The organism is Microbacterium jejuense (genome assembly GCF_019511665.1).
GTDB classification, from domain to species: Bacteria; Actinomycetota; Actinomycetes; order Actinomycetales; family Microbacteriaceae; genus Microbacterium; species Microbacterium jejuense_A.
The window spans coordinates 26308-51526 of the sequence record NZ_JAEUAW010000008.1 but is presented as its reverse complement, the minus strand read 5'-3'; the positions used below and the strand labels follow the sequence as shown (position 1 = coordinate 51526).

At 71.4% G+C, this 25219-nt stretch carries 20 protein-coding genes; 7 read left to right on the top strand and 13 right to left on the bottom strand.

The window, feature by feature from the left end:
- Positions 1-79 precede the first annotated feature (79 nt).
- From JNB62_RS11710 to JNB62_RS11700, 3 genes are read right to left on the bottom strand one after another with little or no spacing between them, the layout of a single operon-like run.
- Positions 80-1342 (bottom strand): four-carbon acid sugar kinase family protein, encoded by a 1263-nt coding sequence (locus tag JNB62_RS11710; protein WP_220301066.1) that lies wholly within the window; start codon positions 1340-1342, stop codon positions 80-82.
- Positions 1335-2585, bottom strand: coding sequence for a RuBisCO large subunit C-terminal-like domain-containing protein (locus tag JNB62_RS11705; protein ID WP_220301065.1), 1251 nt, complete (start codon positions 2583-2585; stop codon positions 1335-1337). Before JNB62_RS11705 ends, JNB62_RS11710 begins: the two co-directional genes overlap by 8 nt.
- 5 nt (positions 2586-2590) lie before the next feature.
- Positions 2591-4591 (bottom strand): glycoside hydrolase family 127 protein, encoded by a 2001-nt coding sequence (locus JNB62_RS11700; protein WP_220301064.1) that lies wholly within the window; start codon positions 4589-4591, stop codon positions 2591-2593.
- 244 nt (positions 4592-4835) lie between these two features.
- Here JNB62_RS11700 and JNB62_RS11695 point away from each other — a divergent pair, with 244 nt between their 5' ends.
- From JNB62_RS11695 to JNB62_RS11680, 4 genes are all read left to right on the top strand, one after another.
- A complete protein-coding gene (locus JNB62_RS11695; RefSeq protein WP_220301063.1) occupies positions 4836-6167 on the top strand; it encodes an ABC transporter substrate-binding protein in 1332 nt (443 codons plus the stop codon).
- 91 nt (positions 6168-6258) lie between these two features.
- Complete coding sequence (locus JNB62_RS11690) at positions 6259-7140, top strand: carbohydrate ABC transporter permease (RefSeq protein WP_220301062.1); 882 nt, start codon at positions 6259-6261, stop codon at positions 7138-7140.
- Between the two features lies 1 nt (position 7141).
- Positions 7142-8053 carry a carbohydrate ABC transporter permease gene (locus JNB62_RS11685; protein WP_220301061.1) on the top strand — a complete coding sequence of 304 codons (912 nt, stop codon included), beginning with the start codon at positions 7142-7144 and terminating at the stop codon, positions 8051-8053.
- Between the two features lie 20 nt (positions 8054-8073).
- Complete coding sequence (locus JNB62_RS11680; protein ID WP_220301060.1) at positions 8074-8736, top strand: aspartate/glutamate racemase family protein; 663 nt, start codon at positions 8074-8076, stop codon at positions 8734-8736.
- Between the two features lie 327 nt (positions 8737-9063).
- On the opposite strand, the gene JNB62_RS11675 is transcribed toward JNB62_RS11680, so the two are convergent.
- A complete protein-coding gene (locus JNB62_RS11675; RefSeq protein ID WP_220301059.1) occupies positions 9064-10041 on the bottom strand; it encodes a sugar-binding transcriptional regulator in 978 nt (325 codons plus the stop codon).
- Between the two features lie 194 nt (positions 10042-10235).
- Positions 10236-12827 carry a glycoside hydrolase family 78 protein gene (locus tag JNB62_RS11670; RefSeq protein ID WP_220301058.1) on the bottom strand — a complete coding sequence of 864 codons (2592 nt, stop codon included), beginning with the start codon at positions 12825-12827 and terminating at the stop codon, positions 10236-10238.
- Between the two features lie 170 nt (positions 12828-12997).
- On the opposite strand from JNB62_RS11670, the gene JNB62_RS11665 reads away from it, so the two are divergent.
- From JNB62_RS11665 to JNB62_RS11655, 3 genes are read left to right on the top strand one after another with little or no spacing between them, the layout of a single operon-like run.
- Positions 12998-13828 carry an NAD-dependent epimerase/dehydratase family protein gene (locus JNB62_RS11665; protein WP_220301057.1) on the top strand — a complete coding sequence of 277 codons (831 nt, stop codon included), beginning with the start codon at positions 12998-13000 and terminating at the stop codon, positions 13826-13828.
- A gap of 1 nt (position 13829) precedes the next feature.
- The gene (locus JNB62_RS11660; RefSeq protein ID WP_308291790.1) at positions 13830-14879 is read left to right on the top strand and encodes a LacI family DNA-binding transcriptional regulator; all 1050 of its coding nucleotides are present in this window, start codon (positions 13830-13832) and stop codon (positions 14877-14879) included.
- 37 nt (positions 14880-14916) lie between these two features.
- The gene (locus JNB62_RS11655; RefSeq protein WP_220301056.1) at positions 14917-16425 is read left to right on the top strand and encodes an apiosidase-like domain-containing protein; all 1509 of its coding nucleotides are present in this window, start codon (positions 14917-14919) and stop codon (positions 16423-16425) included.
- Positions 16426-16458: 33 nt separating this feature from the next.
- Here the strand turns inward: JNB62_RS11655 and JNB62_RS11650 are convergent, their stop codons facing one another.
- The 8 genes from JNB62_RS11650 to JNB62_RS11615 all read right to left on the bottom strand — a co-directional run bounded on the left by JNB62_RS11650 (position 16459) and on the right by JNB62_RS11615 (position 25155).
- Positions 16459-18186, bottom strand: coding sequence for a hypothetical protein (locus JNB62_RS11650; protein WP_220301055.1), 1728 nt, complete (start codon positions 18184-18186; stop codon positions 16459-16461).
- A gap of 100 nt (positions 18187-18286) precedes the next feature.
- Positions 18287-19042, bottom strand: coding sequence for an SDR family NAD(P)-dependent oxidoreductase (locus tag JNB62_RS11645; protein ID WP_220301054.1), 756 nt, complete (start codon positions 19040-19042; stop codon positions 18287-18289).
- A 29-nt stretch (positions 19043-19071) separates the two neighbouring features.
- Positions 19072-19950, bottom strand: coding sequence for a phosphogluconate dehydrogenase C-terminal domain-containing protein (locus JNB62_RS11640; RefSeq protein WP_220301053.1), 879 nt, complete (start codon positions 19948-19950; stop codon positions 19072-19074).
- A complete protein-coding gene (locus JNB62_RS11635; RefSeq protein ID WP_220301052.1) occupies positions 19947-20741 on the bottom strand; it encodes a sugar phosphate isomerase/epimerase family protein in 795 nt (264 codons plus the stop codon). The genes JNB62_RS11640 and JNB62_RS11635 overlap by 4 nt, the downstream gene beginning before the upstream one ends.
- Positions 20738-21514, bottom strand: coding sequence for a triose-phosphate isomerase family protein (locus JNB62_RS11630; protein ID WP_220301051.1), 777 nt, complete (start codon positions 21512-21514; stop codon positions 20738-20740). The genes JNB62_RS11635 and JNB62_RS11630 overlap by 4 nt, the downstream gene beginning before the upstream one ends.
- Positions 21514-21996, bottom strand: coding sequence for a ribose-5-phosphate isomerase (locus JNB62_RS11625; protein WP_220301050.1), 483 nt, complete (start codon positions 21994-21996; stop codon positions 21514-21516). Before JNB62_RS11625 ends, JNB62_RS11630 begins: the two co-directional genes overlap by 1 nt.
- Positions 21986-23749: a dihydroxyacetone kinase family protein gene (locus JNB62_RS11620; RefSeq protein ID WP_220301049.1), complete on the bottom strand. Its 1764-nt coding sequence runs from the start codon at positions 23747-23749 to the stop codon at positions 21986-21988. The genes JNB62_RS11625 and JNB62_RS11620 overlap by 11 nt, the downstream gene beginning before the upstream one ends.
- Positions 23746-25155, bottom strand: coding sequence for an MFS transporter (locus JNB62_RS11615; protein ID WP_308291789.1), 1410 nt, complete (start codon positions 25153-25155; stop codon positions 23746-23748). Before JNB62_RS11615 ends, JNB62_RS11620 begins: the two co-directional genes overlap by 4 nt.
- Positions 25156-25219: the final 64 nt, after the last annotated feature.

Below are 25219 nucleotides of genomic sequence, written 5' to 3'. Positions count from 1 at the left end.
GAGATGCGGTTGACCTGTTGAACGGACCACACCGCGGGCCCGGCCCGAGCACAAGGCGCGCCCCCGCGGGCGCGGCGCCTCAGGCGCCGAGCGCGGCGACGTCGGTGAACAGCGAGTCCGCGCCGACCTGCCCGCCCTTCAGGAGCAGCTCGAGTCCGTCGACAGCCGCGTCGTCCGCGTGCGCGTGCAGCAGCACGACGTTGCCCCAGGGGTTCGCGGCGATCGACAACGACTCCACGCCCAGCAGTCGCACGACGCGGCTGGACGTGTCGCCGCCGCACACGATGATGCGGCGCGAGGCTCCGGCCCGGGCGGCGGACGAGACAAGGGATGCCGCGGCCTCCGCGATCGCCTCGAGCACAGGCGCTCCGCCGGCGGCCCCGACATCGGCGTCGTCGGAGGTCAGGGCGACGCTCCGGCCCGACCGCAGCGCCTCGAGCACCTCGGCTGTCGCGGAGCCCAGGGCGTCGGCCGTGAGGGGCAGCGCGCGGACCAGCCAGCCGGCGGCGGCTGCGGCATCCACCTGCCGTCGCGTCTGCGCGGAACGACTGCCCGACACGGCGAGCACCGGGCCCGTCGCCGGCGAGGTGGTGGGGATCGCGGCGCCCTCGCCGGGCGATGCCGCCGCGAGGCCGTGCGACAGACCGCCTGAGCCGATCGCGAACACGGGCCGCGGCAGCGCGCCGACGGCGGCGCCCACGGTGACCAGGTGCTCGTCGGTGAGGGCGTCGAGCACGACCGCGGCATCGTCGGACGAGCGCAGGCGTGCCGGCAGGTCGTCGTACGACAGCAGCGACACCGCCCCGATCGGAAGCGACGTCTGGCGCCCGAGATGCACCGCGAGGTCGGCCTCGGTCATCGGCGTCGACGGATGCTGCGACATCGTCGGCTGGCGGTCCAGGCGGTACACCACGCCCTGCTCGGCGGCGAAGTGCTGACCGAGCACGGTGTAGCGCCCGAAGTCCGGCTGGGCGAACAGCATTGGCACCGGGCGCTCGCCGAACGCCTCGCGGGCGAGCTCGACGACGCGTCCGAGGCTTCCGACGTGCGGCGCGGAGTCCGCCGTCGAGCACGCCTTGTACTGCACGAGCGGCGGGTCGAGCGCAGCGAACGCGGCGAACACGGGCCGCAGCTCGGCGTCCATGTCGTCGGGCGCGAGCGAGCGCGAGATGCCCGCCACCCCCACCACGTCGACCTCGGCGACCGCACGGGTCAGCGCCGCGGCATCCGGAAGTCTCGTGAACAGCCGCCCCGACCAGCCGCGCCGCGCGAACTGCAGCAGCGCGTCGACGCTGCCGGTGAAGTCGTCGCCGTAGAAGACGACGGGGCCGCTCTCACGCACGGACGGGTCCGAACAGCTCGGCGGCGCGTCGCAGCGCCGGCGAAGTGGCAAACGCGTCGTCGGCGCTCTCGCCGCGTGCGGCCGAGGCCCACGCGTCGCGCATGCTGGCGACGCCGGCCGCGGCACCGTCGGGGTGACCGTGGATGCCGCCGCCGGCGAGCACCAGCAGGTCCGTGGTCCCCACGGCGGCGTACGTGGCATGCGCGAGACCGCCCCACTGGCCCGACGACAGCACGGGCACGGTCGGGGTCAGCCCCAGCAGCGGCTCGCGCACCGCGGCGATCGAGTCGAGCACCTGCTCGTCGGTCTCGTAGAACTTGTTGCTGATGCCGTTCGTGTGCAGGTGGTCGGCGCCCGCCAGGCGCGCGAGCTTCTGCCACGCGCGGAAGGCGATGCCCACCTGCTCCGAGCGTCCGAACGAGCCGAACATGGCGCGGTGCCCGTGGATCGGCACGGCGCTGTGGCGGCGCAGGAACTCCAGCCCCGGCAGTCCGACGAGGTTGACGCACGCCATGACGCACGTGCCGCCCGCGGCGACGACGAGGTCGTGGTTGGCCTCCAGGCGCCCGATGTCGTCGGTGATGTTGAACGCGTACATGGGCTTGCGGCCGTGACGGTCGGCGTAGCGCTCGAGCACCGGCATGACGGCGGCCACGCGCGCGGCCAGCGGCGCCGTCGGCCCGTTGCCCTGCAGCTCGTCGTCCTTGATGAAGTCGATGCCCGCCTCGGCGAGCTCGCCGACGACCTCCGCGAGCTCGGACGGTGCGAGCCCGATGCTGGGCTTGACGATCGTGCCGATCATCGCGCCGTCGGGGCGCCCCGTCAGCCGGCGCGTGCCCTCGACACCGAACGCCGGTCCGGGGTAGCGCTCGGCGAACGCGGGCGGCAGGTCGAGGTCGACCAGGCGGATCGCCGAGAGTTCCTTGATCTCGAACAGGTTGCCGGCGACCGCGGCGAGCAGGTTCGGCAGCGACGGGCCGAAGTTGTCGAGCGGGAACCGCAGGCGCAGCCGGGCACGGCGCCGCAGCGCCGGATCGCCCACCGAACCCGGCAGCGGCGACGCACCGGTGAGCGGCAGCTCTTCGAGGGACTCGACCTGGGCGGCGAAGCGGGCCCGCAGATCGTCGGACTCGCGCTCGACCCGCACGAACGTGCCGGTCGACTGCTCTCCGGCGAGCACCTCCGCCGCATGCGCGAGCGGCAGCGATGTCTCGATGACATAGGTGGCGATGACGTGTTCCATGCGCGTCACCACACCAGCGGGAGCCAGACCGACATCTCGCCGGCGCCGCGGTTGCCCCACGCGAAGTACGGGATGAGCCGAATGGATGCCGCGGCCAGCGGCGCATCGTCCACGTCGTCGTACAGCGCGTCGTCGTCGGTGCGCGGCAGCACGACCGCCTCCGTCTCGAGGGCGACGACGGAGTGCCCCGCCACCTCCGCCTCGACGGGAATCAACGCGGCGCCGCGACGCAGCGCGATCTGCTCGAGCACGACGCCCTCGGGCAGGTCGGCGCTCTCGACGGCGTACACGACGGGTCCGCGGCGTACCGCGACCTGGTTCGTGGCCTCTTCGGCCAGGCGGTGGGCGCGCAGCACGCGCACCGGCATCGGCAGGTGCAGCGCGACGACGTCGCCCTCCTGCCACACGCGGTCGATGCGCGTGTAGGCGCCGGGGTCGCTCACCGTCACGGCCTCGCCGTTCACCGTGAGCGTCGCACCCGACGACCACCCCGGGATGCGCAGGTGCAGCGGGATGCCGTGGCCGCCGGCATCCACCGCCGCCGTCACCGTGAAGACGACGGTCTCGCCCCACGGGTACCCGCCGTCTTCGCGAAGCGCGAGCCGGCGGCCGTCGTCGGTCGTCACGTCGAGCGCGCTGCCGCCGTACAGGTGGACGTAGAGGCCGTCGTCGCCGAGCGATGCCGCGCGCTCGTGGAACCGCGCGAGCGTGCGCGCGATGTTCGGCGGGCAGCAGAAGCAGCTGAGGTAGGACTCGCGCAGGCGCTCGTCCGACGGCGGCGGGGGCGGTGTCGGGTGGATCGCCGTGTCGCCCGGGCGGCGGAGCGGATAGGGGAGGTCGCGCACCTGGCGCAGCGGGTTGGTGTAGAAGTACTCCGAACCGGCGAGGCTGACGCTCGACAGGAGGCTGTTGAACGCCACCTGCTCGATCACGTCGGCGTAGGCCGCGTCGCCCGTGAGTGCCAGCATCCGCTCGCCCCACAGGATCAGCCCGATGTTCGCGCACGACTCGTTGTGGGCCGTCGTCTGCGGCAGCTGGTACGCCCGCCCGTACGCCTGGTGCACGCGGCTGATGTCGCCCTGCCAGGGCGAGCCGTCGGGGGAGGCGCCGTCGTAGAGGGCCCCCGCGCCGCCGGTGATGTAGAGCTTGGTGTCGACGACGTCGCGCCACAGCCGCTCGAGGACGGCCTGGAGGTCGCCGTCGCCGGTCTCGGCGACGAGGTCGGCCAGACCCGCGTACAGGTAGTTGGCGCGCACGGCGTGGCCGGCGACCACCTTCTGCTCGCGCACGGGAAGACGGTCCTGGTTGTCGTCGCCGCCCTCGAAGTCGTCGCGCACGCGGATGAACGCCTCCGACAGCCGGAGGTACTGCTCGTCGCCGGTCGCACGGTACAGGTCGATGACGGCCATGTAGTGCGACGGGCAGATCGCGCTGCGGGCGAGCTCCAGCGGCTTGTTCGTGGCGAGGTCTTCGAGGAACGACGCGGCCTTGCGTGCGGCATCCAGGAGCGTCGTCGATCCGGTGACCTCGTAGTGGCGCACGCCCGCGGTGATGAGGTGCCCGAGGTTGTACGTCTCGAAGTTGAAGCGGTCGGCGAGGGCGATGGCGTCCTCGTGGTTGCGCGTCGAGATGATCGTCGGCGTGTGGAGGTACCCGTCGGGACGCTGGACGGAGGCGATGAGCTCGGCGATGTGCTCGATGCGCTCGCCGAGCTCGGGGTCGGGGTCGGTCTCGAGGCGCGCGATGGCGGCCTCGAGCCACTTGTAGAAGTCGCCGTCCATGAAGGGCGGGCCGGAGTGCTCGCCCGGCTCGAGCCCCGCGGCGATGCGGAAGTTCGCGAGGCCGGGACTCACGGCGGGATCGCTCAGCGAGGACCAGATCTGCGGGATCGTCACGTCGCGCGTGCGATCGTGGACGTCTCCCCAGAAGCCGCTGGCCCAGCGCGCGTGGGCGGCGCCGAGGGGTCGCAACCGGGCGTGAGCCCGGGTCGCGGTCGTGGCGGTCATGTCGGTTCCTTCCGAGTGGCGTTCAGTCTCGTGCCCGTCGCGGCGTCGCGGCAAGAACAGGACCGATGCGGGTCAGGCAAGACAGCGATGCAAGATCTCGCAACGCTGCATGGAAATGCAGTCTAATCCCTGAATCGTCTCAAAGTGAATAGAATTTCAGTACTGACTGTTGACACACATCGAAATCGTCCCTACTGTCGTGGTCGTACCTTTCACCCGCATGGTCGTCGTCAAGGAGGACGCTATGAACACACGCAGCAACCGACGTCGCATCGCGACGCTCGGGATCGCGCTCGCCGCGGTCGTGCCGCTCGCCGCCTGCGCCGGCGGCAACGCCGGAAACGGATCCGCGGACGGGGGTGCCGGCGGCACTGACCCCGACACCTTCACGGTCATGACCGCGAACGAGAACCCCGTGCTGTCGGACGAGCTGGACGCCCTCGCCGAGGGTGCCTGCAAGGCCGAGAACGAGGCTCTCCCTATCGAGCACCAGAAGGTCGCCCAGGCCGACGTGGTGCAGAAGGTGACGCTGCTGGCCAGCCAGGGCGCCCTCGCCACCCACACCATCGCGGGCACGGCGCTCATCCGCCCCGACGGCGACCTCGGCAAGGCCGGGCTCGTCGGCGACCTCAAGGCGGCGCTCGAAGACGCCGGTGCATGGGACAACGTCCTGCCCGCCGCCGCCTCGACCGTCGAGCAGGTGTACGGCGGCATGTTCTCGATGCCGTACCAGTACAACATCGAGGGCATCTTCTACAACAAGCAGATCTTCGCCGACAACGGCCTCGACGAGCCGCAGACGTGGGACGACCTCGTCGCCGACGCGGCTGCGCTCCAGGACGCCGGTGTCGTGCCGATGACGGAGGCCGGCGCCAACGGATGGCCGCTCACGCGCATCCTCGGCATGTACATCTACCGCAACGTCGGGCCCGACGCGATGACCGCGATCCAGAGCGGCGACGCGAAGCTGACCGACCCGGAGTACGTCGCCGGCGCGAAGGCGCTGCAGGAGTTCGCCGAGGCCGGCTACTTCGGCGAGGGCTTCTCGACCCGCGACGGCGACACCTCGTCCAACATGTTCCTCACCGGCCAGGCCGCGATGACCTACGACGGCACGTGGCTGCTGAGCGCGATCAACGACCCCGACCGCAACCAGATCGGCGGCGAGAACGTCGGCTTCATGCCGTTCCCCGAGGTCGACGGGGGCAAGGGCTCGATCGACCAGTACCCGGCCAACGCCGGCGCGCCGATGATCGTCAACGCCGAGCAGTTCGGCCCCAAGACGCAGGACTGGATCAGCTGCATCGCCGAGAACTACGGCCAGCAGGCGCTGCAGGATGCGGGCGTCATCTCGGGCTTCAAGGTCAACGGCGAGGTGACCGACATCTCGGAGAACACGGCCGAGATCCAGCAGCGCATCGAGGGCATCGATGAGACGGTGCTGTGGTTCGAGGCCCTGTTCGACCCGAAGAGCAACTCGCTCGCCTCGACCAACGTCACGCTGCTCACGACGGGGCAGATGAGCCCGGAGGATTACATGAAGGATCTCCAGGCCAGCCTCGACGCCAACAAGTGACCTCCGTGCCGGCCTCCTCCCGCCCGGGCTCCGGCCTAGGCTCGGAGGAGGCCGGCACACTCCAGAAACACCCGGGAGAGGCATCCGCCCGATGAACTCGATCTTCGGAGATCGCAAGACGATCTTCATCCTGCTGGCGCCTGCGCTCCTGCTGTACACCCTGCTCAAGATCGTGCCGGTGGCGTGGTCGTTCGGGCTCTCGTTCTTCGAGGGCAACACCCTGCGCGGCTTCGAGTGGGTCGGCTTCCAGAACTTCACGACCTTCTTCACCGACGGCGCCGCGCTGCAGTCGATGTGGGTCAGCATCTTCTTCGCGATCGTGGCCACGATCGGCCAGGTGGCACTCGGCTACGGCCTCGCGCTGCTGTACGTCTTCGTGCTGCGCAGGGGCTCGTCGTTCGTGCGCACGATCGTCTTCTTCCCCGCGATCCTGCCCACCGTGGCGGTCGCGCTCCTCTTCAAGAGCTTCGTGGCGGTCGGCCAGAACCAGGGTCCCGTCAACGACATCATCAACTTCTTCGGCGGCGAGAGCGTCGAGGTGCTCGCCTCGACCGCGGGCACCATGACCACCGCGATCGTCATGACGCTGTGGGGCTCCATGGGCTTCTACGCCGTGCTGCTGTACGCGGGCCTGCTCGACATCCCCGAGGAGGTCATCGAGTCCGCCCGTCTCGACGGCGCGAACGGCCTGAAGCTCGTGCGGCACATCATCGTGCCGCTGTCGCTGCCCATCCTGCTGTCGTCGATCATCTTCAGCCTCAATTCGACGCTGAAGGTCTTCGACAGCCTGCTGGCCCTCAACGGCGGTGGTCCGGGCACCTCGACCGCCCCGCTCACCCTGTACATGTACCGCACCGCGTTCGAGTACGCGGAGTACGGCTACGGCTCGACGATCGCACTGGTGCTGACGCTGCTGTGCCTGGTGTTCACGCTCGCGATCTTCCGGTCGTCGCGGCGCAAGGCGGAGGTCTGACATGACGACGACATTGGATGCTCCGGCCACGGTCGCGGTCCCGACCCGGCGCAAGCCCGCCCCCAGCAAGGGCCGGCGCACCGCGAAGCGCCTGCTGCGGCGTGTGCCCGTGTGGATCGTGGTCGCGATCCTCATGGTCGTGGTGCTGTATCCGCAGGTGTGGATGGTGCTCGGCTCGTTCAAGACGCAGTCCGAGTTCCTGTCGAACCCCGCCCTGTCGCTGCCCGAGACCTGGAACTTCGACAACTACATCGCCGCGCTCACCAACGGCAACGTGGCGCTGAACTACCTCAACAGCATCATCGTGACCATCCCGTCGGTGCTGCTGATCGTGTTCATCGGCGTCGCGGCCGGGTACGCGCTCGAGGTGATGATCTGGAAGGGCCGCAACGGCGTCCTGCTCTACGTGCTCGCCGGCATCATGGTGCCCGGCCAGATGATCCTCGTGCCGCTGTTCATCGTGTACTTCCGGATGGGCATCACCGACACGCTGCTGCCGCTCATCATCACGTACACCGTGATGGGGCTGCCGCTGACGACCTTCCTCATGGCGACGTACTTCCGCTCGGTGCCGCGCGAGATCTTCGAGGCGGCGACGGTCGACGGCTCGGGGCCGCTCCGTTCGTTCTTCGTGATCGGCATCCCGATGATGAAGAACGCGATCCTCACCGTCGGCCTCGTGCAGTTCTTCAGCGTGTGGAACGACCTGCTCATCGCGCTGACGTTCACGACGCGTCCCGAACTCGCGACGATCCAGGTGGGCCTGCTGAGCCTCAGCGACGAGTACGGCTCGACGCAGTACGGCCCGCTGTTCGCGGCCGTCAGCATCAACATCGTCGTGCTGCTCATCGTCTTCCTGACGCTCAACAAGAAGATCATGGCCGGCATGGCCGGCGGCGCCCTCAAGGGCTGAGAAGCTGAAAGGCTGGGTCCATGACACAGGCCGCTCCCCGCATCGCGTTCCTGCACACCGGTGCCGTCAACATCGCCCCCTTCGGGGCGCTCGCAACAGAGCTGATCCCGGGCGCGACGGTCGTGAACTACCTCGATGACCGCATCGTGGCCGACCTCGGCGACGACGAGCGCGCGGCCTCCGTCCCCGAGCGGATCGACGACCTCGTGCGCGCCGCCGCGGCAGGGGGAGCGGATGCCGTCCTCTTCACGTGCTCGTCCATCTCGGAGCTGGCGGCCCCTGCCGCCGCGGCTGCGGGTGTGCCCGTGCTGCGCGTCGACGAGGCGATGGCGGATGCCGCCGTCCGAGCCGGAAGCCGCATCCGCGTCCTCGCGACGCTGCCCACGACGTGCCGTCCCACCCTGGGACTGCTGCAGGAGCGTGCGGCGCTCGCGGGCGTCGAGCCGGAGGTGACGAGCGAGGTCATCGAGGGTGCCTTCGCCGCCGTGGCCGGAGGCGACCGTGCCACGCACGACCGCCTGGTCGCCGCCGCGATCGAGCGCGGCGCGGCCGAGGCGGACGTGATCGTGCTGGCCCAGGCATCGATGGCCTCCGCCGCCGAGGCCGCGTCGGTCGACGTGCCGGTGCTCACGAGCCCGCGGCTCGGTGTCGAGCGCCTGGCGGAATCCCTGGCCGCGCGCTGAGTTCGGACTCGACGGAGGCTCGGGGCGTTTCGTCTCGTACCTTCGTCGCTCGCTCAATGATCGGCGGGTGCGCTCGTTGAGCGGAGCGCGCTCTGGCGCGCGAAGACGAAGCGCCTGGGCGCTCGCGGAGCCCGCCCCGGGCTGTCCGTGCCTCGGGGCGTTTCGTCTGGGTCGTTCCTCCCTCGCTCAACGACCGGGGGGCGGGTCTGCCGTCGGCTCGCGCGCTCAGCGATCGGGGCTTCGCGCGGAGCTCGGTTCCGGTCGCTGAGCGAGCGCCAGCGAGACGAAGCGTGGTGCACGGGATCGTGCGCGCGCCGCGCCCCGCGGTCAGCGCTCGGCGAGGGCTTCGGCCGAGCGCAGATCGGTGACGAGGGTCGTGACCCAGTCGCCCGCGAGGGCGCCGTGGATGGCCTCGAGCTTGCGTTCGCCGCCGGCGATGCCGACGCGGCGCGGGATGCGCAGGAGGTTCTCGACGGTGATGGCGATGATGCGGTCGTCGAGCGCGCCGCGCACGAGAGACCCGTCGGCGCGGAAGATGCGGTGGCAGATGTCGCCCACCGCCCCCTGCTCGAGCAGCGAGCGGCGCTCGTCGTCGGTGAACGCGTTGCCGCTGGTGGCCAGCACGTCCGAGGGTTCGATGCTGCCGATGCCCATGATGGCCATCGTGAGCTCGTTCCAGTGCCGGGTGACCTCCTGCATCGACGGGTCCGAGAGCAGGCTGTCGCGGATGGCGGAGTCCGCGACGACGCCGGGAGCCTGCACGTAGACAGGGTCGGCGCCGAGCGTGCGGGCGAGCTCGCCGAGGATGCGGTTGGAGTGGCTCTGCGCTTCCGGCGCCCCGATGCCGCCGAGCAGTTGAACGACCTCGGTCGCTCCGCGCACCGTGAACGGCCGCATGCGGTCGACCATCGCGAGGATCGTCTGGCTCCACGACGAGACGCCGATGCGGTCGCTGCCCGAGAGCGTGGCTTCGAGGTACGCCGCGGCGCCGGCGCCGAGCGAGGCGAGCAGCTCTCGCTCGTCCGCGTCGGGATCGACGTCGACGACGACCGCCTCGGCGAGGCCGTATCTGTCTTCGAGCTGCTCTTCGAGCTCGGCGTACACGCCGGGTGCGACGGTGACGATCGTGCGGACGATTCCGACGGTTTCGGCTCGCTTCAGCAGACGCGACACCTTCGCCTGTGAGATATTGAGCGCGGTCGCGATGTCGGCCTGCCGCACGCCCCGCTCGTGGTACATGCGAGCGACCTTCGTGAGCAGGCGCACCTGTCCGTCCGCGGGGCGGGTGTACGGCGTGAGTGGCACGGTGTCTCCGATCGCGGCGATCCGAACAGGGTGTATTCGGATTCGCTAACGAAAGGATATTCACTCTCCGCGCGCGGCGCCAGCATTCCGGTGTCTTCGGTCCGATCGGCGGTGCTCACTTGCGCTGAACGTACGGCGAACCGCCGCGACCGCGTACGTTCAGCGCAAGTGAGCTGAGGCAGCCGGCAGTGCGGTCAACTCCAGAGGACCGAGCGGGAGTGGATGCCGGGTGCCAGGGTCTCTTCGTCCGTCCCGGGCAGATCGAGCACGGCCTCGGCGCCGACCGGGACCGTCGCCTGGACGTGAAGCCGCCCGTCCTCGATGCGCCACGAGATCGCGGCTTCGCCGTACGCCGTGAGCTGGCGCGCCGAGGCGGACGTGAGACCGCCGCCGGGGCGCGGTGCGAACCGGATGCGGCGATAGCCGGGCGCGTCGGGGGCGAGGCCGGCGATGACGCGGTGCATCCAGTCGGCCACGGCGCCGAGGGCGTAGTGGTTGAACGACGTCATCTGGCCCGGGTTGACGGTGCCGTCGGGCAGCAGCGAGTCCCAGCGCTCCCACACCGTCGTCGCGCCCTGCTCGACCTGGTAGAGCCACGAGGGGCACTCGCGCTCGAGGATCAGGTCGTACGCGGTGTCGACGTGTCCGCCCGAGCTCAGTGCGTCCGACACCAGCGGCGTCCCGACGAACCCCGTGGCGATGCGGTTGCCCGCCTCATGCACGAGCTGCGAGAGGCGTGCGGCGGCGGCATCCCTCATCTCGGGGTCGGTGATGAGGTCGAACTGCAGGCCGAGGGCGTACGCCGTCTGCGCGTCGCTGGTCATCGTGCCGTCGGGGTGGACGTACTCGGCGACGAAGGCCGCCGCCACCTCGTCGGCGAGGCGGTCGTAGTGCTGCTGTTCGTCGGCGAGGCCGAGCACCTCGGCCATGCGCGCGACCGTCCGCGCCGACTTCGCGAAGTACGCCGTCGCGACGAGGTACCGGTCGGTCAGGGCGTCGGCGGGGTCGTTCGGCGGCGCGGCGGGGTCGAGCCAGTCGCCCAGCTGGAAGCCGGTGTTCCACAGGCGCGACGGTCCCGAGCGGCGCTCGAGCAGGTCGACCCAGCGGCGGGCGCTGTCGAACTGTGACTGGAGCACGCCGGTGTCGCCGAAGCGCTCGTACAGCGTCCAGGGCAGCAGCGTCGCCACGTCGCCCCACGCGGCGCCGGGCCGCAGCGGCGTCCACTTGTCGACGGCGGGGATGACCGGCACGTACCAGGGCACCGTGCCGTCGGGCAGCTGTTCGATCGCGACGTCGCGCAGCCAGCCCGACAGCATGCCCGAGACGTCGAACAGCGTCGACGCGGTGGGGCCGAACACCTGGATGTCGCCGGTCCAGCCGATGCGCTCGTCGCGCTGCGGGCAGTCGGTCGGGATGTCGACGAAGTTGCCGCGCATGCCCCAGACCACGTTCTCGTGCAGCCGGTTGAGCGCGGCGTCCGACGACTCGAACCACCCGGTGCGCTCGAGGTCGGTGTGATAGACCCTGGCGACCAGCGCGCCGGCGGCGGCGTCCGCGTCGAGGTCGCCGGGCCAGCCCGCCACCTCGACGTACCGGAAGCCGTGGAAGGTGAACCGCGGCTCCCACTCCTCGACATCGCGCCCGGCGAGCGTGTAGTTGTCGGTCGAGCGCGCGGCGCGCAGCGGGCGCGTGTAGATCTCGCCCTCCTGCATGACCTCGGCCGTGCGCAGGGTCACGGTCGCACCGGCGGGTCCGCTGACCCGGATCCGCACGCGGCCCACGAGGTTCTGCCCGAAGTCCAGGATGCGCGAGCCGCTGGGGCCGGTGAGCACCGCGACGGGACGCACCTCCTGCGTCGCGCGCACCGGGGGAGCGGTCGGCGCCACGAGCGTGGCGGGATCGCGGTGGCGCTCCGACACGTCTTCCCACGCCGAGTCGTCGAACGCCGCCGTGGACCAGCCCGGCTGCTCTTCGCGGGCGTCGTAGTCCTCGCCGTCGTACAGGCCGCTGTGGAGGATGGGGCTCGGCGCCGACCGCCAGTCCAGGTCGGTCGCGACGACCTCGCGCGTGCCGTCGGCATAGGTGAGCTCCAGTTGGCCGAGGAACGACTGGTCGTAGCCGTACACGTTGCGGAAGCCGCCGCGCCACCCCAGGCGCCCGCGGTACCAGCCGTCGCCGAGCCACGCCCCGATCGCGTTGGCGCCGGGCTGCAGCAGCTCCGTCACGTCGTAGGTGTAGTACCGCAGGCGCTGTCCGTACACCGTCCACCCGGGCGAGAGGGTGTCGTCGCCGACGCGCTGCCCGTTGAGCTCGGCCTCGTAGACGCCGTGGGCTGTGGCGTACAGCCGCGCGCGGACGAGACCGTCGCGGACGTCGAAGCCGCGACGCACGAGCGAGGGCCGCCGCTCGTCGGAGTGCGGGTTCTCGTTGCGGAACGCGCCGATGGGCCGGGCGCCCCAGTCGGACGGCTCGAGCAGTCCCGCCTCGAGCGTGGTGGTGGGGGATGCCGCCGACCACTGCCCGTCCGCGCCGCGCACCGCGATGCGCACGGCGACGCGCTCGCGCGACCGGAGCGGCTCGCCGGGCCAGGCGACCAGCACCTGCTGAGGGCTGTCGACCTCGTGCGCGGCGGTCGCGCCGTGCTGCTCGAGCTCGACGCGGTACGCGGTCTGGCGCCAGCCCTCGGGCGCGGCGGAGATGCGCCACGACAGGCGGGGTGCGCGCTCGCCGATGCCCAGCGGCTCGCGGTGGTGTTCGATGCGGGGTGCGTCGACGATGACGGACATCGAGGTCCTCTCTGCAAGTTCGCTCCCCTGTCGCAATCCGCGGCCGACCGGCGCAGGTCGTGACAGGGGAGCAGGGAATGAAACGTTTCGGTTTCGGTGTACAGTGAGTGTGGCATCCCGAACGAAACGTTTCAAGTCAGGGGAGCCCAGCTCGCACAGGGAGGTACGGCATGCGGATCGGCGTCACGGGCAGCGGCGGCAAACTCGGGCGCGCGACGGTCGAGCGGCTGCGCGCAGAGGGCAACACGGTCTCGGGCTTCGACCTGACCGGCACCCCCGGCCCCGGTTTCACGCGCGTCGACCTGACGGACTTCGGGCAGACGCTCGACGCCTTCCTGTCAGTCACCGCCCGGCACGACGGCCTGGACGCGCTCGTGCACCTCGCCGCGATCCCGGTGAACGGGCTGGTGCCCGATGCGGCCACGTTCCACAACAACGTAACGGTGTCGTTCAACGCGCTCTTCGCCGCGCACCGCGCCGGGATCCGGACGATCGTGCTCGCCTCGAGCATCACCGCGATGGGGTTCCCGTTCGATCAGGCACCGCCCGCGCTTCCGGTCGACGAGACGTACACGAGCGCGAACAACACCTATGGGCTCGGCAAGGTCGCCGAGGAGGCCATCGCCGCACAGCTCGTGCACTGGGCCCCCGACACGTCGATCACGGCGCTGCGGTTCACGAACGTCGTCGCCGCCGACGAGTACGGCACGTTCGAGCGGGCCGGCGAGTCCGACTACCGCCGCGACCTCGTGGGCTCCTGGGTCGATGCCCGCGACGGCGCGCTGGCCGTCTCGCTGGCTCTCGCGCACGCTGCGCCGGGGTTCGAGGTCTACAACGTGGCCGCGCCCGACTCGGGCTGCGCCGCGCCGTCGCGCGAGCTCGCCGAGCGCTGGTTCCCGGGCACGCCGGTGGCCGACGACCTCGGCGAGTTCGAGTCGCTCATGTCCACTCGTCGCATCCGCGAACGGCTCGGATTCGTCGCCGAGCACGACTGGCGCTGACGTGGCGCGTCAGGGCGGGCAGGGCGGCCAGCGGCCGGGGATCCGCCAGGTCGCCGCGCGGGCCGGGGTCGCCGTCGGCACGGTGTCGGCGTACCTCAACCATCCCGACCGCGTCTCGGCCGAACGGGCCGCCCGCATCGCCCACGCGATCGACGAGCTCGGCTTCGTGCCGAGCATCGCGGGCCGCCAGCTGCGCCTGGGGGTCAGCAGCCTCATCGGCTATCTGTCGCCCGACGTCAGCAATCCCCACTTCAGCGAGATCGCGCAGGAGGTCGAGTACCGCGCCGAGCGCCTCGGCATGACCGTCTTCTTCGCGCACTCGCACGGCGATCGCGACCGCGAGGACGCGTATCTCGAGGCCTTCGAGCAGCGCCAGGTGCGCGGACTCCTGGTGTCGTCGTTCGCCCCGATCGAGGACCGCCTGGCCGCCATGCGCGAGCGCGGCACGCCGTCGGTGCTCGTGGGTCGTCGCGCGTGCGACGAGGGCCAGCCCTCGGTGTCGATCGACGACGTCTCGGGCGGCCGTCAGGCGGCCGAGCACCTGGTGGCGGGGGGATGCCGCCGCCTCGCGTTCGTCGGTGGCCCGCTGCCCGTGCAGCAGGTGGCCGACCGGCTCGCCGGTGCGCGCGCCGCGCTGGACGCTGCCCCGGGTCCGCACGTGCTCGAGGTGATCGAGGTGGCGGAGCGCTCCATCGCCGCCGGACGCGCGGTCGGCGCCGCCCTCGCCGCTCGTCCGGCCGCCGAACGGCCGGACGGCGTCTTCGCCGCGAACGACGTGCTCGCGCTCGGTCTGCTGCAGGCCCTGGTGGCGGGCGGTGTGCGCGTGCCGCACGAGGTCGCGCTCGTCGGCTACGACGACAACGAGTTCGCCGAGGCGTCGCTCATCCCGCTGACGAGCGTGCGCGCGCGTCACGAGGACTTCGGTGCGACCGCCGTCGACCTGCTGTTCGAGGCCATCGAGCACTGGCCGCGCCCGGCCGGCGAGCTCGCCGCACGGCAGCGGGTCTTCGCGCCCGAGCTGATCGTGCGCGAGAGCTCCCGCCGCCCCTGAGTCCCACCCGACCGACACGACATCGAAGGAGAATCCCGTGTCTTCCCCCGAGCTGTACCGCCCGATCGAGCTGACCTTCGAGGGCACCGCCGCCATCCCCACCGATCGGACGCCGTTGACGGTGCGGCTGCGGCACGCGGCATCCCGGACCGAACACGTCGTGCCGGGATTCTGGGACGGCGGCACGACCTACCGTGTGCGACTCGCCCCCGAGCTCGAGGGGGACTGGACGTGGGCGAGCGAGAGCGACGACCCGTCGCTCGCGGGACGCGACGGCGCCTTCACGGTGGAGCGCGGCGCGGACCACGGTCCGGTGCGGGTCGCGCACCGCTTCCACTTCGCGCACGCCGACGGCACGCCGTTCCGCCCCGTCGGCGCGACCGCCTACAACTGGCTGCACCAGGACGAGCCGCTCTTCACGCAGACCGTCGACGCGATCGCCGAGGCCGGTTTCAACAAGCTCCGCTTCATGGTCTTCCCGCAGGGCGGCGGTTACGTCGAGCATGTGCCGACACTCATGCCGTTCGAGAAGACCGACGGACGGTGGGATGTCACCCGGCCCGTGCCGGAGTTCTTCCAGCGCCTGGACCGTGCCGTCGAGCTGCTGGGCGAACGCGGCATCCAGGCCGACGTGCTCATCTACAACGCGTACGACCGCGGCCAGTTCGGGCTCGACGAGCTGACCGAAGAAGAGGATGCCGCCTACCTGCGCTACCTCGTCGCCCGACTGGCCGCCCACCCGCACGTGTGGTGGTCGCTGTGCAACGAGTTCGACCAGCTGGAGCGCCCGGACGACCGCTGGGACCGCACCGGCGCGCTGCTGGGCGAGATCGACCCGTACGACCACCTGCGCTCGATCCACAACTGGATCGAGCTGTACGACAACAACCAGCCGTGGGTGACGCACGCGTCGATCCAGAACGGCTCGGTCACGACCGACTTCGGCCGCGCGAACCTGTACCGCGACGTATGGGGCAAGCCGGTCGTGCTCGACGAGATCAAGTACGAGGGCGACATCCCCGAGCGCTGGGGGCACCTCGACGCCGAGCAGCTCGTGCACCAGTTCTGGATCGCGACGGTGGCGGGCTGCTACGCGTCGCACGGCGAGAGCTTCGTGACCGAGTCCGGCAGTCTGCACATGGTCGAGGGCGGACCGCTGCGCGGCGACTCGCCCGCGCGGCTCGGATTCCTGCGCGAGATCCTCGAGGGCCTCGACGTCGTCGGCCTCGACCCGATCGACAAGTGGGACGACCCGGCGCACGTGGCCGGCATCCCTCGCCGTCAGTACGTGCAGTACCTCGGGCGTTCCGCCCCGACGTCGTGGAGCTTCCGCCTGCCGATCGGGGTGCCCGGCGAGCGGGTGGAGGAGGGCGACGTGTTCGAGGTCGACGTGATCGACACGTGGAACATGACCGTCACTCCCGTCGGGCGCCGCTTCACGGTGACCGAGGTGCAGCGCAACGACGCGTACGACCGCGTGTCGGAGCCCGTCGCGCTGCCCGAGGGGGCGGCCGTCGCGCTGCGCATCACGCGGATCGGCGGCTGAGCCGCGCGAAGCCGCCGTCGGTGGGCCGGGGAGTCAGACGCGGGTGAACGTCCCCGGTCGCACCTCGGCGTGACGGGTCCCGCCGCCGGGCAGCTCGACCTCGACCGTGCGCGTGCGGCGGTCGAGGTTGGCGACGAGCACGACGTCGCCCTCGTCGGTCCGGGCGCCCAGCGCCCACACGAGGCCGTCGGGCGAGTCGCCGCGCAGCCCGGGTTCCCCCGCGAGCGCGGCCAGAGCCGTCACGGCGTCGAGCAGGGGCCTCGCGGTGCCGTCGGCGGTGCGCAGGCCGCGTGGACCCCACTCCTCGAAGTACGCCAGGGTCGCGACGCCCGGCACCGCGAACGCCGCGGCGCTCGCGACGGTCCACGCCGCGAGCTCGGGCGCGGACTGTCGCGGGTCGGCCGCATCCGTGAGCGCGGATCCGTAGCCGTCGCGCAGGTCGTCGTGCGCGGGCATCGGGGGCGCGGTCGTCGCGACGTCGTTGAAGTGAGGGCGCAGCGAGATCGGTCCGACATGCACACGCAGCCCCCCGGCGATCTCGACAGCCTGCGAGGCGACGAGGCGCTGGATCGGCAGCGACTCCACCAGCTGAGCGGTGCCGAGACTGTGGAACAGCGGCGTGCTGCTGAACACGATGCCGTCGAGGCCGCGCGGCAGACGGTGGTGCTCGCGGTTGAGCTCGGTGAAGTGCGAGCGCGCGCCGCCCACCACCGACGTCTGCACACCCGCGTCGACGAGAGCCTCGCGCAGCAGGGCGATCGCGTCGAGATCCGACACATGCCGCGCGGGCCCCGTGGGCCAGAACGCGGTGACGCGCGCGACCGGCAGGCCCCGCAGAGCCTCGGCGCCCTCGTGGATCGTCGACGGATCCTCATCCGACAGCACGAAGCGCACGTCGAGCGGCGTCCCGGCTGCCGCCGCTCGGGCGAGCGCCGCGCGCCAGTTGCGCATCGCGAGGTCGAGCTCGACCAGCACGGCCGTCGCCGTCGCGGCGGGCGCATCGGGTGCGGGATCGGGCGCCGTCGACGCCGAGACGGCGATCGCGGGCAGCGGGGCGCCCTCGACGAGCCGGATGCGGGCCACCGGATCCGCGTCGGACGCGAGGGGCGTGCCCGACACCTCGACGTCGATGGACTGCCGGACGCGCTCACCGGCGGTGAGGCGGTACGGGAACGGCAGCCCGAGCGGACGGCTGTACGTCTTGTACGAGGCATCCGTCCAATTGCGCTGGTCCTCCATCTCGAAGACGTCGCCCTCGAAGCGCACCGCGACGTCGAGGCCGTCGTGCGACCATGCGAGGCCGGCGATGTCGAACGCCGGCTGGTGGGGACTGATCCGCGCCGGAAAAGTGGATGCCTCGACCCGGCCGTCCGGGTGCGTCACCCGCAGCGGCGACCCGGCGAGGGTCGGCGGGTGCAGCACGACGAGGCCGGTGCGATTGGTGGGGAACTCCGTCGCCGACTCCAGATCGGTGAGCACGCGCAGCCGGTCGCCCCGCACCTCGGCACGCACCACCCCGCGCAGGTCGCTGCCGAGACCCGTGGAGCGGACGTGCAGCGTCACCGCCAGGTCGGACGTGTCGACCCGGTCGACGACGATGCCGGCCGTGTCCCAGTTGCGATCGCGCACGACCGCGCGCACCGACCGCAGCACGACGCGGCCCTCGTACGCGAGGTCCGCCAGCTCGTCGCCGCGCAGCTCCAGCGACCACGGTCCGCTCCGCCAGACTCGTGCCTCGTCGGCGTGCCACGCGTCGGTCATGCGCTCCATCCTTGCTGTTCGAGTGCTCCCCTGTCGCGATGCGCGTCGCTCGACCGCGGTTCGTGACAGGGGAGCGGGGTGCTCCGGCGGGGCCAGCGGGTCAGAGCGAGGTCATGCCGCCGTCCACCTGGAACAGCGCACCCGTGGCGAACGCGCCGTCATCGCTCGCGAGGTAGACCATGATGCCCGCGACATCGTCGGGCGTGCCGGCGCGGCCGAGCGGGATGCGGCCGATGATGGCGGCGCGCGACTGTGGATCCTCGCTGATCGCGGCGACGAGCGGCGTCTCGGTGTACGCGGGCTGCACGGTGTTGACGCGGATGCCGCGATCGGCATACGCCGCGGCCACTGTGCGTGCCAGACCGTGGATGCCGGCCTTCGACGCGCTGTACGCGGTGAAGTCCCTGCCCTCGCCGTTGACGCCCGTCGGGCTGCCCGTCAGGATGATCGACCCGCCGCCGCGCGGCAGCATCGCGCGCACCGCGTGCTTGACCGTCAAGAACGTCCCGGTCAGGTTGATGTCGATCGTGCGGCGCCACACGTCGAGGTCGAGTTCGGCCGCGCGAGCATCCTGACCGAACAGCTGCACGCCGGCGTTTGCCACTACGACGTCCGGCGCCCAGCCCGCGGCCTCGACCTCGGCGAAGGCCGCGACGACGGCATCCTCGTCGGAGATGTCCATCGTCACCGCGCGGGCGTTCTCGCCGATCGCCGCGGCCGCAGCCGCCGCGCCGTCGCCGTTGCGATCGGCGAGGATGACGCGCGCACCCTCACGCGCGAACCGCGTCGCGACGGCCAGGCCGATGCCCAGCGCCGCGCCCGTCACGAGCGCGGTCTTGCCCTCGAGCTGTCCCATGCTCTCTCCTCTCCGGCTGCGCTCGCTCGTCAGCGCTCGATGTGGTCGAGGTGCAGCATCCGCGCCAGGTTCTTGTCGAGCTCGTCGTCGCGGAAGATCTTCTTCCAGTCGTCCTTGATGATCGACTCGCGGCCGTAGTCCATGGCGATGAGGCACGCGTCCGAGAACGGGTTGTCGCCGCGCAGGCCGTTGGCGAGCGCCACCTGCGTGTGACCGTAGAGGATGCTGCGCGCCGCTGCCTCGGGAACGCCCATGGTGTTCACGGTCTCGTTCAGGGCCTCGTTCAGCAGCGCGCCGATCATGCAGGCGACGGTCTCGACGAGGGTCGGCTCGAGCTGCGCGAGCTGCTTGACGGTCACCCAGTGCACGTCGATGACGGGCGCGTAGATCGCGCGGACGGTCGCCTCGACGATCGCCTTCGTGGCCGGGTCGTCGGACTCGACGGCGGCGATGGCGTCCTGCGGCGCCGCGATGCCGCCGAAGGTGTCGGCCCACTCCTCGGGCGTCTGGCGCTGCAGGAAGATCGACGGGTGGCACGGGTGTGCGACGGCCTGCACGACGTCCTCGCGCGTGGTGAGCAGGCCGGCGTAGGCCGCGGCGGGGTCGAGCGTCAGCACGATCGCGCCCGACTTCAGCTGCGGAACCAGTTCGGCGGTGACCGACTGCAGCGCGAGGTCCGGCACGGCCAGCACGACGATGTCGGCGTCCGCGACGGCGGTGGCGGCATCCGTCAGTTCACGACCCGCTTCGATCGTGCGCTCGCGGCCGGCGGGCGAGTTCTCGACGTACGCGACCTGGTGGTCGGTCTTCACGAGGTTGTTCGACACGCGCATGCCCATCTTGCCGCCCGCGCCAACGACGGCGATCTTGAAGGTGTCGGTGCTGGTGTTCTCAGCGGTGGTGCTCATGAGTTGCTCCTCAGGTACTCGATGGTGGTGCGGGTCCATTCCCGCTCGGTCCGGATGGTGGTCTCGGCGTCGCCCTGCCACGACAGCCAGTGCTCCACGACCTCGTTGATGCCGCGCTCGCGTGGACGGACGGTCTGGAGCAGGTGCGGGTAGTCGTGCAGGCCCTCGCCCATGGGCGCACCGCCGTAGGTGAAGCCCACCCAGCCGGGCTGCCGGGCGAAGGCGAAGTCCTTCACGTGCACGTTCTTGACCAGCGGCGCCGAGAGCTCGACGCAGTCGCGCGGCCGTTCGAGCCTCGCGACGACGTTGGCGGGGTCGAGGCAGACGCCCAGTCGCGGGCTGCCGATCCGGTCGATCAGCCCGACGAGGTCGGCGGTCGCCACCTGCTCGTAGGTCTCGAGGGCGAGATCGATCCCGGATGCCTCGTACGCCGGCAGCGCGGCGCGCAGCCACTCCTCGGCCTGGGTGAGCGTCGGCCGGTTCTCGGCGGAGTACAGCATGCTGCGCACGAGGCGCGCGTCGAAGCGCCCGGCGAGGTCGAGATAGCGCGAGAGCCGGTCGGGCTCGACGCCCTTCGTGCCGAGCTCGATCGTGAGTCCGAGGTCGCGGGCGGCCGCGGCGGCGTCGGCGAGCTCGTGGTCGTCCATCCCCTCCAGCGGCGCGTAGTCGCAGATCTGGAAGAGGTCGACGTCGAGGCCCTTCGTGGCCTCGAACGCGCCGACGAGCGACAGCGGCTGCGGCACCTGGTCGGAGTGCTGCCAGAAGAAGGCGTAGGTGCCCAGCCCGATCATGCGCGCACCTCGCCGCGGGCGGCGGCCAGCGCCGCCGCCTCGTCCAGCACCGCGTCCAGCGCCGACGGGTCGTGCGCGAAGCGGCCGAGGAAGAGGCCGTCCACGTCATCGCCCAGGCGCGTGAGCAGGCCGGGTCCGGCCGAGCCGCCGTAGATGACGACGCTGCCCGTGCGGGCGGGGTCGGCCTCCACCGCGGCGCGGAGCGCGCGGGTGACGGTCGCGATGTGCTCCACCGGTGCGGGCTCGGGCGCCCCGATGGCCCACACCGGCTCGTACGCGACGATGACGGGCCCGGACGGGGCGCCGGTCAGGTCGGCCGCGAGCTGCGCGACGGTCGCGGTGGCGGCATCCACCGCGTCGGTTCTGGAGGTCTCGCCGATGCACAGCACCGGTGTGATGCCGTGGGCGAGGGCGGTCGCCGCCTTGCGGGCGGTGACCTCGTCGGTCTCGCCGAACAGCCGGCGGCGCTCCGCGTGCCCGATCTCGGCGACCGCCACGCCCAGCTCAGCGAGCTCGGCGGCAGTGACCTCGCCGGTGTAGGCGCCCGGCTCGTACTCAGACACGTCCTGTGCACCGACGACGACCGGGGTGGCCGAGAACGTGTCGAGGGCGGCGGGGATCTGCAGGTAGGTCGGGATGACGAACAGCCGCACTTCTCCGGACGTCACCGCGGGGTGTGTGGCGGCGCGCTGCGCGACCTCGGCGAACCACGTGCGCGCCTGCTCATGCCCGAAGTACGTCTTCAGGCTCACCCCGACGGTGACCTGCGTCATCAGCAGCTGCCCGTGGTCTCGAACTCGTCGATGACGGCGACCTTGTCGGCCGACGCCGACGTGGTGTCGAAGCGGTAGGTGAGCCACTCGCGCACGAGACGGCGGGCGAGCTCGATGCCGACGACGCGCTGGCCCATCGTGAGCACCTGGGCGTTGTTGGACAGGACGCCGCGTTCGACCGAGAACGAGTCGTGCGCGGTCACGGCGCGGATGCCGGGCACCTTGTTCGCCGCGATGGCGACGCCGAGGCCCGTGCCGCAGATCAGCAGGGCACGGTCCGCGTCGCCCGCGGCGACGCGCTGCGCCGCCTCGATGGCGACCTTCGGGTACGGGGTGTGGCCGTCGGCGTCCACGCCCACGTCGACCACCGACACGACTCCGGGGTTCTGCTCCAGGTCCTTCTTGAGGATCTCTTTGTAATCGAAGCCGGCGTCGTCGGCGCCGATCACGATGCGCAGCGGCTGCGCGTTGTCAGTCGACATATGCGTTCTCCTTGTCGTCGTTCGAGGTCGCCAGGCCGGCGAGCGTCTCGCCCACGGCGGTGGCGATGAGTGCGAGCGAGATCGCGCCCGGGTCGGGCGTCCCCACGCTGTTCTGCCCGTGCGTGCGGGCGCGGCCCATCCGGGGGAGCAGCTCGGCGGTGGCCTCGGCGGCGGAGGTCGCGACGGCCGCCGCCGCGCGCCAGGCGTCGACGAGCCCGGCACCGCCGTCGATGCCCTGCGACAGCGTGGCCGCGAACGGCACGAGCGCGTCGACGAGGGTCTTGTCGCCGACCGCGGCCTTGCCGTAGTCCATGACGCCCTGCGACCCGGCGGCCACTCCCGCCGCGACGGCGGCGGCCTCGGGTGCGCCCTCGTCGCCGAGCCGTGCCGCGATCGAGGTGAGGATCACGCCCCACAGCGCGCCGGAGGTGCCGCCCGCCTTGTCGGACCACGCGTCGGCCGCGCGCTCGAGGGTCGTGCGCGCGCCCGCACCGGCATCGACCGCCGCGGTCGCCGCGGCGAGGGCGGCGTGCGAGCCGCGCTGCATGCCGATGCCGTGGTCGCCGTCGCCGGCGATGGCGTCGATGCGGCCCAGCTCGTCCACGTGGGCGTCGACGGTCTCGGCGATCGTCCGGACCGCGGCGAGCACGGTGCCGGCGACGGCTCGGGATGCCTCGTCCGCGGGCCCGACCGCGTCCGAGCCGCCCGCGGCCGCGGCGACGGCATCCACTCGCTCCCGTGGTGTCACCGAGCCCCGCCGGTACGCGGGCGTGTCGACGGGAGCCTGCCACAGCGCCTCGAGCGACTCGTCGAGCCAGAACAGGGTGAGCGACGTGCCGGCCATGTCGAAGCTCGTGCAGTACTCGCCGACGTGCGGGTCGACCACCTCGATGCCGGCGTCGGCCAGCAGTCGGGCGATGCGCCGGTAGACGACGAACATCTCCTCGTACTTGAGCGAGCCCAGGCCGTTGAGGATCGGGACGACGCGGGCCCCCCGGACCGCGTCGACCCCGTCGGGCACCTCGGCCAGCAGCCTCTCGACGAGCAGCTCCGCCAGGCCGTCGGCCGTCGGGATGGCGGTCTCGTCGACGCCGGGCTCGCCGTGGATGCCGAGCCCGACCGCCATGCGGCCCTCGGGCACGGTGAACAGCGGCTGCTCGGCGCCGGGCAGCGTGCAGCCGGTGAAGGCGACGCCGAACGAGCGCGTGCGCTCGTTCGCGAGGCGCGCGAGGCGGGTCACCTCGGCGAGGTCCGCGCCGGCTTCGGCAGCCGCCGCGGCGATGCGGAACACCGTCAGATCGCCGGCGATGCCACGGCGCTTGTGCCTCTCGTCGGGTGTCGCGCTGACGACGTCGTCGGTCACGGTGACGGTCTCGCACGCGATGCCCTCGGCGCGCAGGCGCTCCTGGGCGGCATCGAAGTTGAGGACGTCACCGGCGTAGTTGCCGTACGAGAAGAACACGCCGCCGCCGTTGTCGGCGGCCTTCGCCACCGAGACGACCTGCTGCGTCGACGGCGAGGCGAACAGATTGCCCATGGCTGCGCCGTGCGCGAGCCCGGGGCCGACGAGCCCGCCGAACGCGGGGTAGTGGCCCGACCCGCCGCCCACGACGACCGCGACCTGGCCCGCCGGCGAGGCCGTCGAGCGGACCACGCCGCCCGGCACCCGCCGCACGTACCGCTCGTTGGCCGCGACGAAGCCGTCGATCATCTCGTCCGCGAAGTCCGCGGGGTCGTTCCACAGCCGCGTCATCGTGCGTCGCCGTCCACGGTGTCGGCCGGTGCGGCGAGGACGGCGTCGGCGTCGGGTCCGTCCGCGTCGTCGACGACGACGGGGTTGATGCGGTTGCTGCGCGCCAGCAGCACCATGAGCACCGCCGAGACGAGCATGACGAAGCCGACGATGAACATCGGCACCTCGTAGCCGCCGGTCCAGTCGTGCACAGCGCCCGTGATGAACGGGGCCGAGAAGCCGGCGAGGTTGCCGATCGTGTTGATGAGCGCGACGCCGGCGGCCGCAGCGGCACCCGTGAGGAAGCGCGTGGGAAGCGTCCAGAAGTTCGGCAGCGCGGCGAAGATCGCACACGCCGTGACCGTGATGACCGCGATGGTGGCGGCGGGCGAGCCGGCGAAGAGGGCGAGCGGGATGCTGACGGCTCCGGCGATCGCGGGCCCGGCGATGTGCCACGTCTTCAGCCCGCGCTTGGACGCGCTGCGCGACCAGAAGTACATGACGACCGCGGCCGGGAGGTAGGGGATCGCGGTGATGAGCCCCTTCTGCAGCGTGTCGAAGGTCTGCCCGGTCTGGGCCTGGAAGCCCTCGATGATCGTCGGCAGGAAGAACGCCAGCGCGTACAGGCCGTAGATGAAGCCGAAGTAGATGAACGAGAGCACCCAGACCCGGCCGCTCTTGAACGCGAACTTCGCCGAGACGTGGCCCTGCTCCTTCTTCTGGGTCGCCGTCTTCTCGCGGTCGAGTGCGTCGGTCAGCCACACCTGCTCGTCGCGGGTGAGCCACTTCGCGTCGGCCGGGCGGTCCTTGAGGTAGAACCAGGCGATGACGCCGACGATGATCGCGGGGACCGCGACGCCGAGGAACATGAACCGCCAGCCCTCGAGGCCGAGCGCGCCGTGCTGCTGGATGAGCCAGCCGGCCAGCGGGGCGCCGATGACGGTGGTGAGCGGCTGGGCCAGGTAGAAGAGCATGAGGATGCGGCCGCGGTACTGCGCGGGAACCCACAGGCTCAGGAACAGGATCGCGCCCGGGAAGAAGCCGGCCTCGGCGACGCCGAGGAGGAACCGCAGCACGACGAGCTGCTCGAAGTTCTGCACCCACGTGAACAGCAGGGCGACGATGCCCCAGCTGACCATGATGCGCGAGAGCCATCGGCGGGCGCCGAACTTGTGCAGCGCCAGGTTCGAGGGCACCTCCAGCAGGATGTAGCCGATGAAGAAGACGCCCGACGCGAAGCCGAACTGAGCCGCGGAGAGCGCCAGATCCTCGTTCATGCCGTTGGGGGCGGCGAAGCCGATCGCCGTGCGATCGAGGTAGTTGATGAAGAACATCAGCGCGACGAACGGCACGAGCCGAATCGACACCTTGCGGATCGCCGAGCGCGCGACATCCGGCGCGGCGGCGATGGTCTGGTTCTGGTCCACAGTGACTCCTGGCTCATCGACGGTGATCGAGGTGGGCGGGAACCAGTGTGTCAAACCGGTTGAC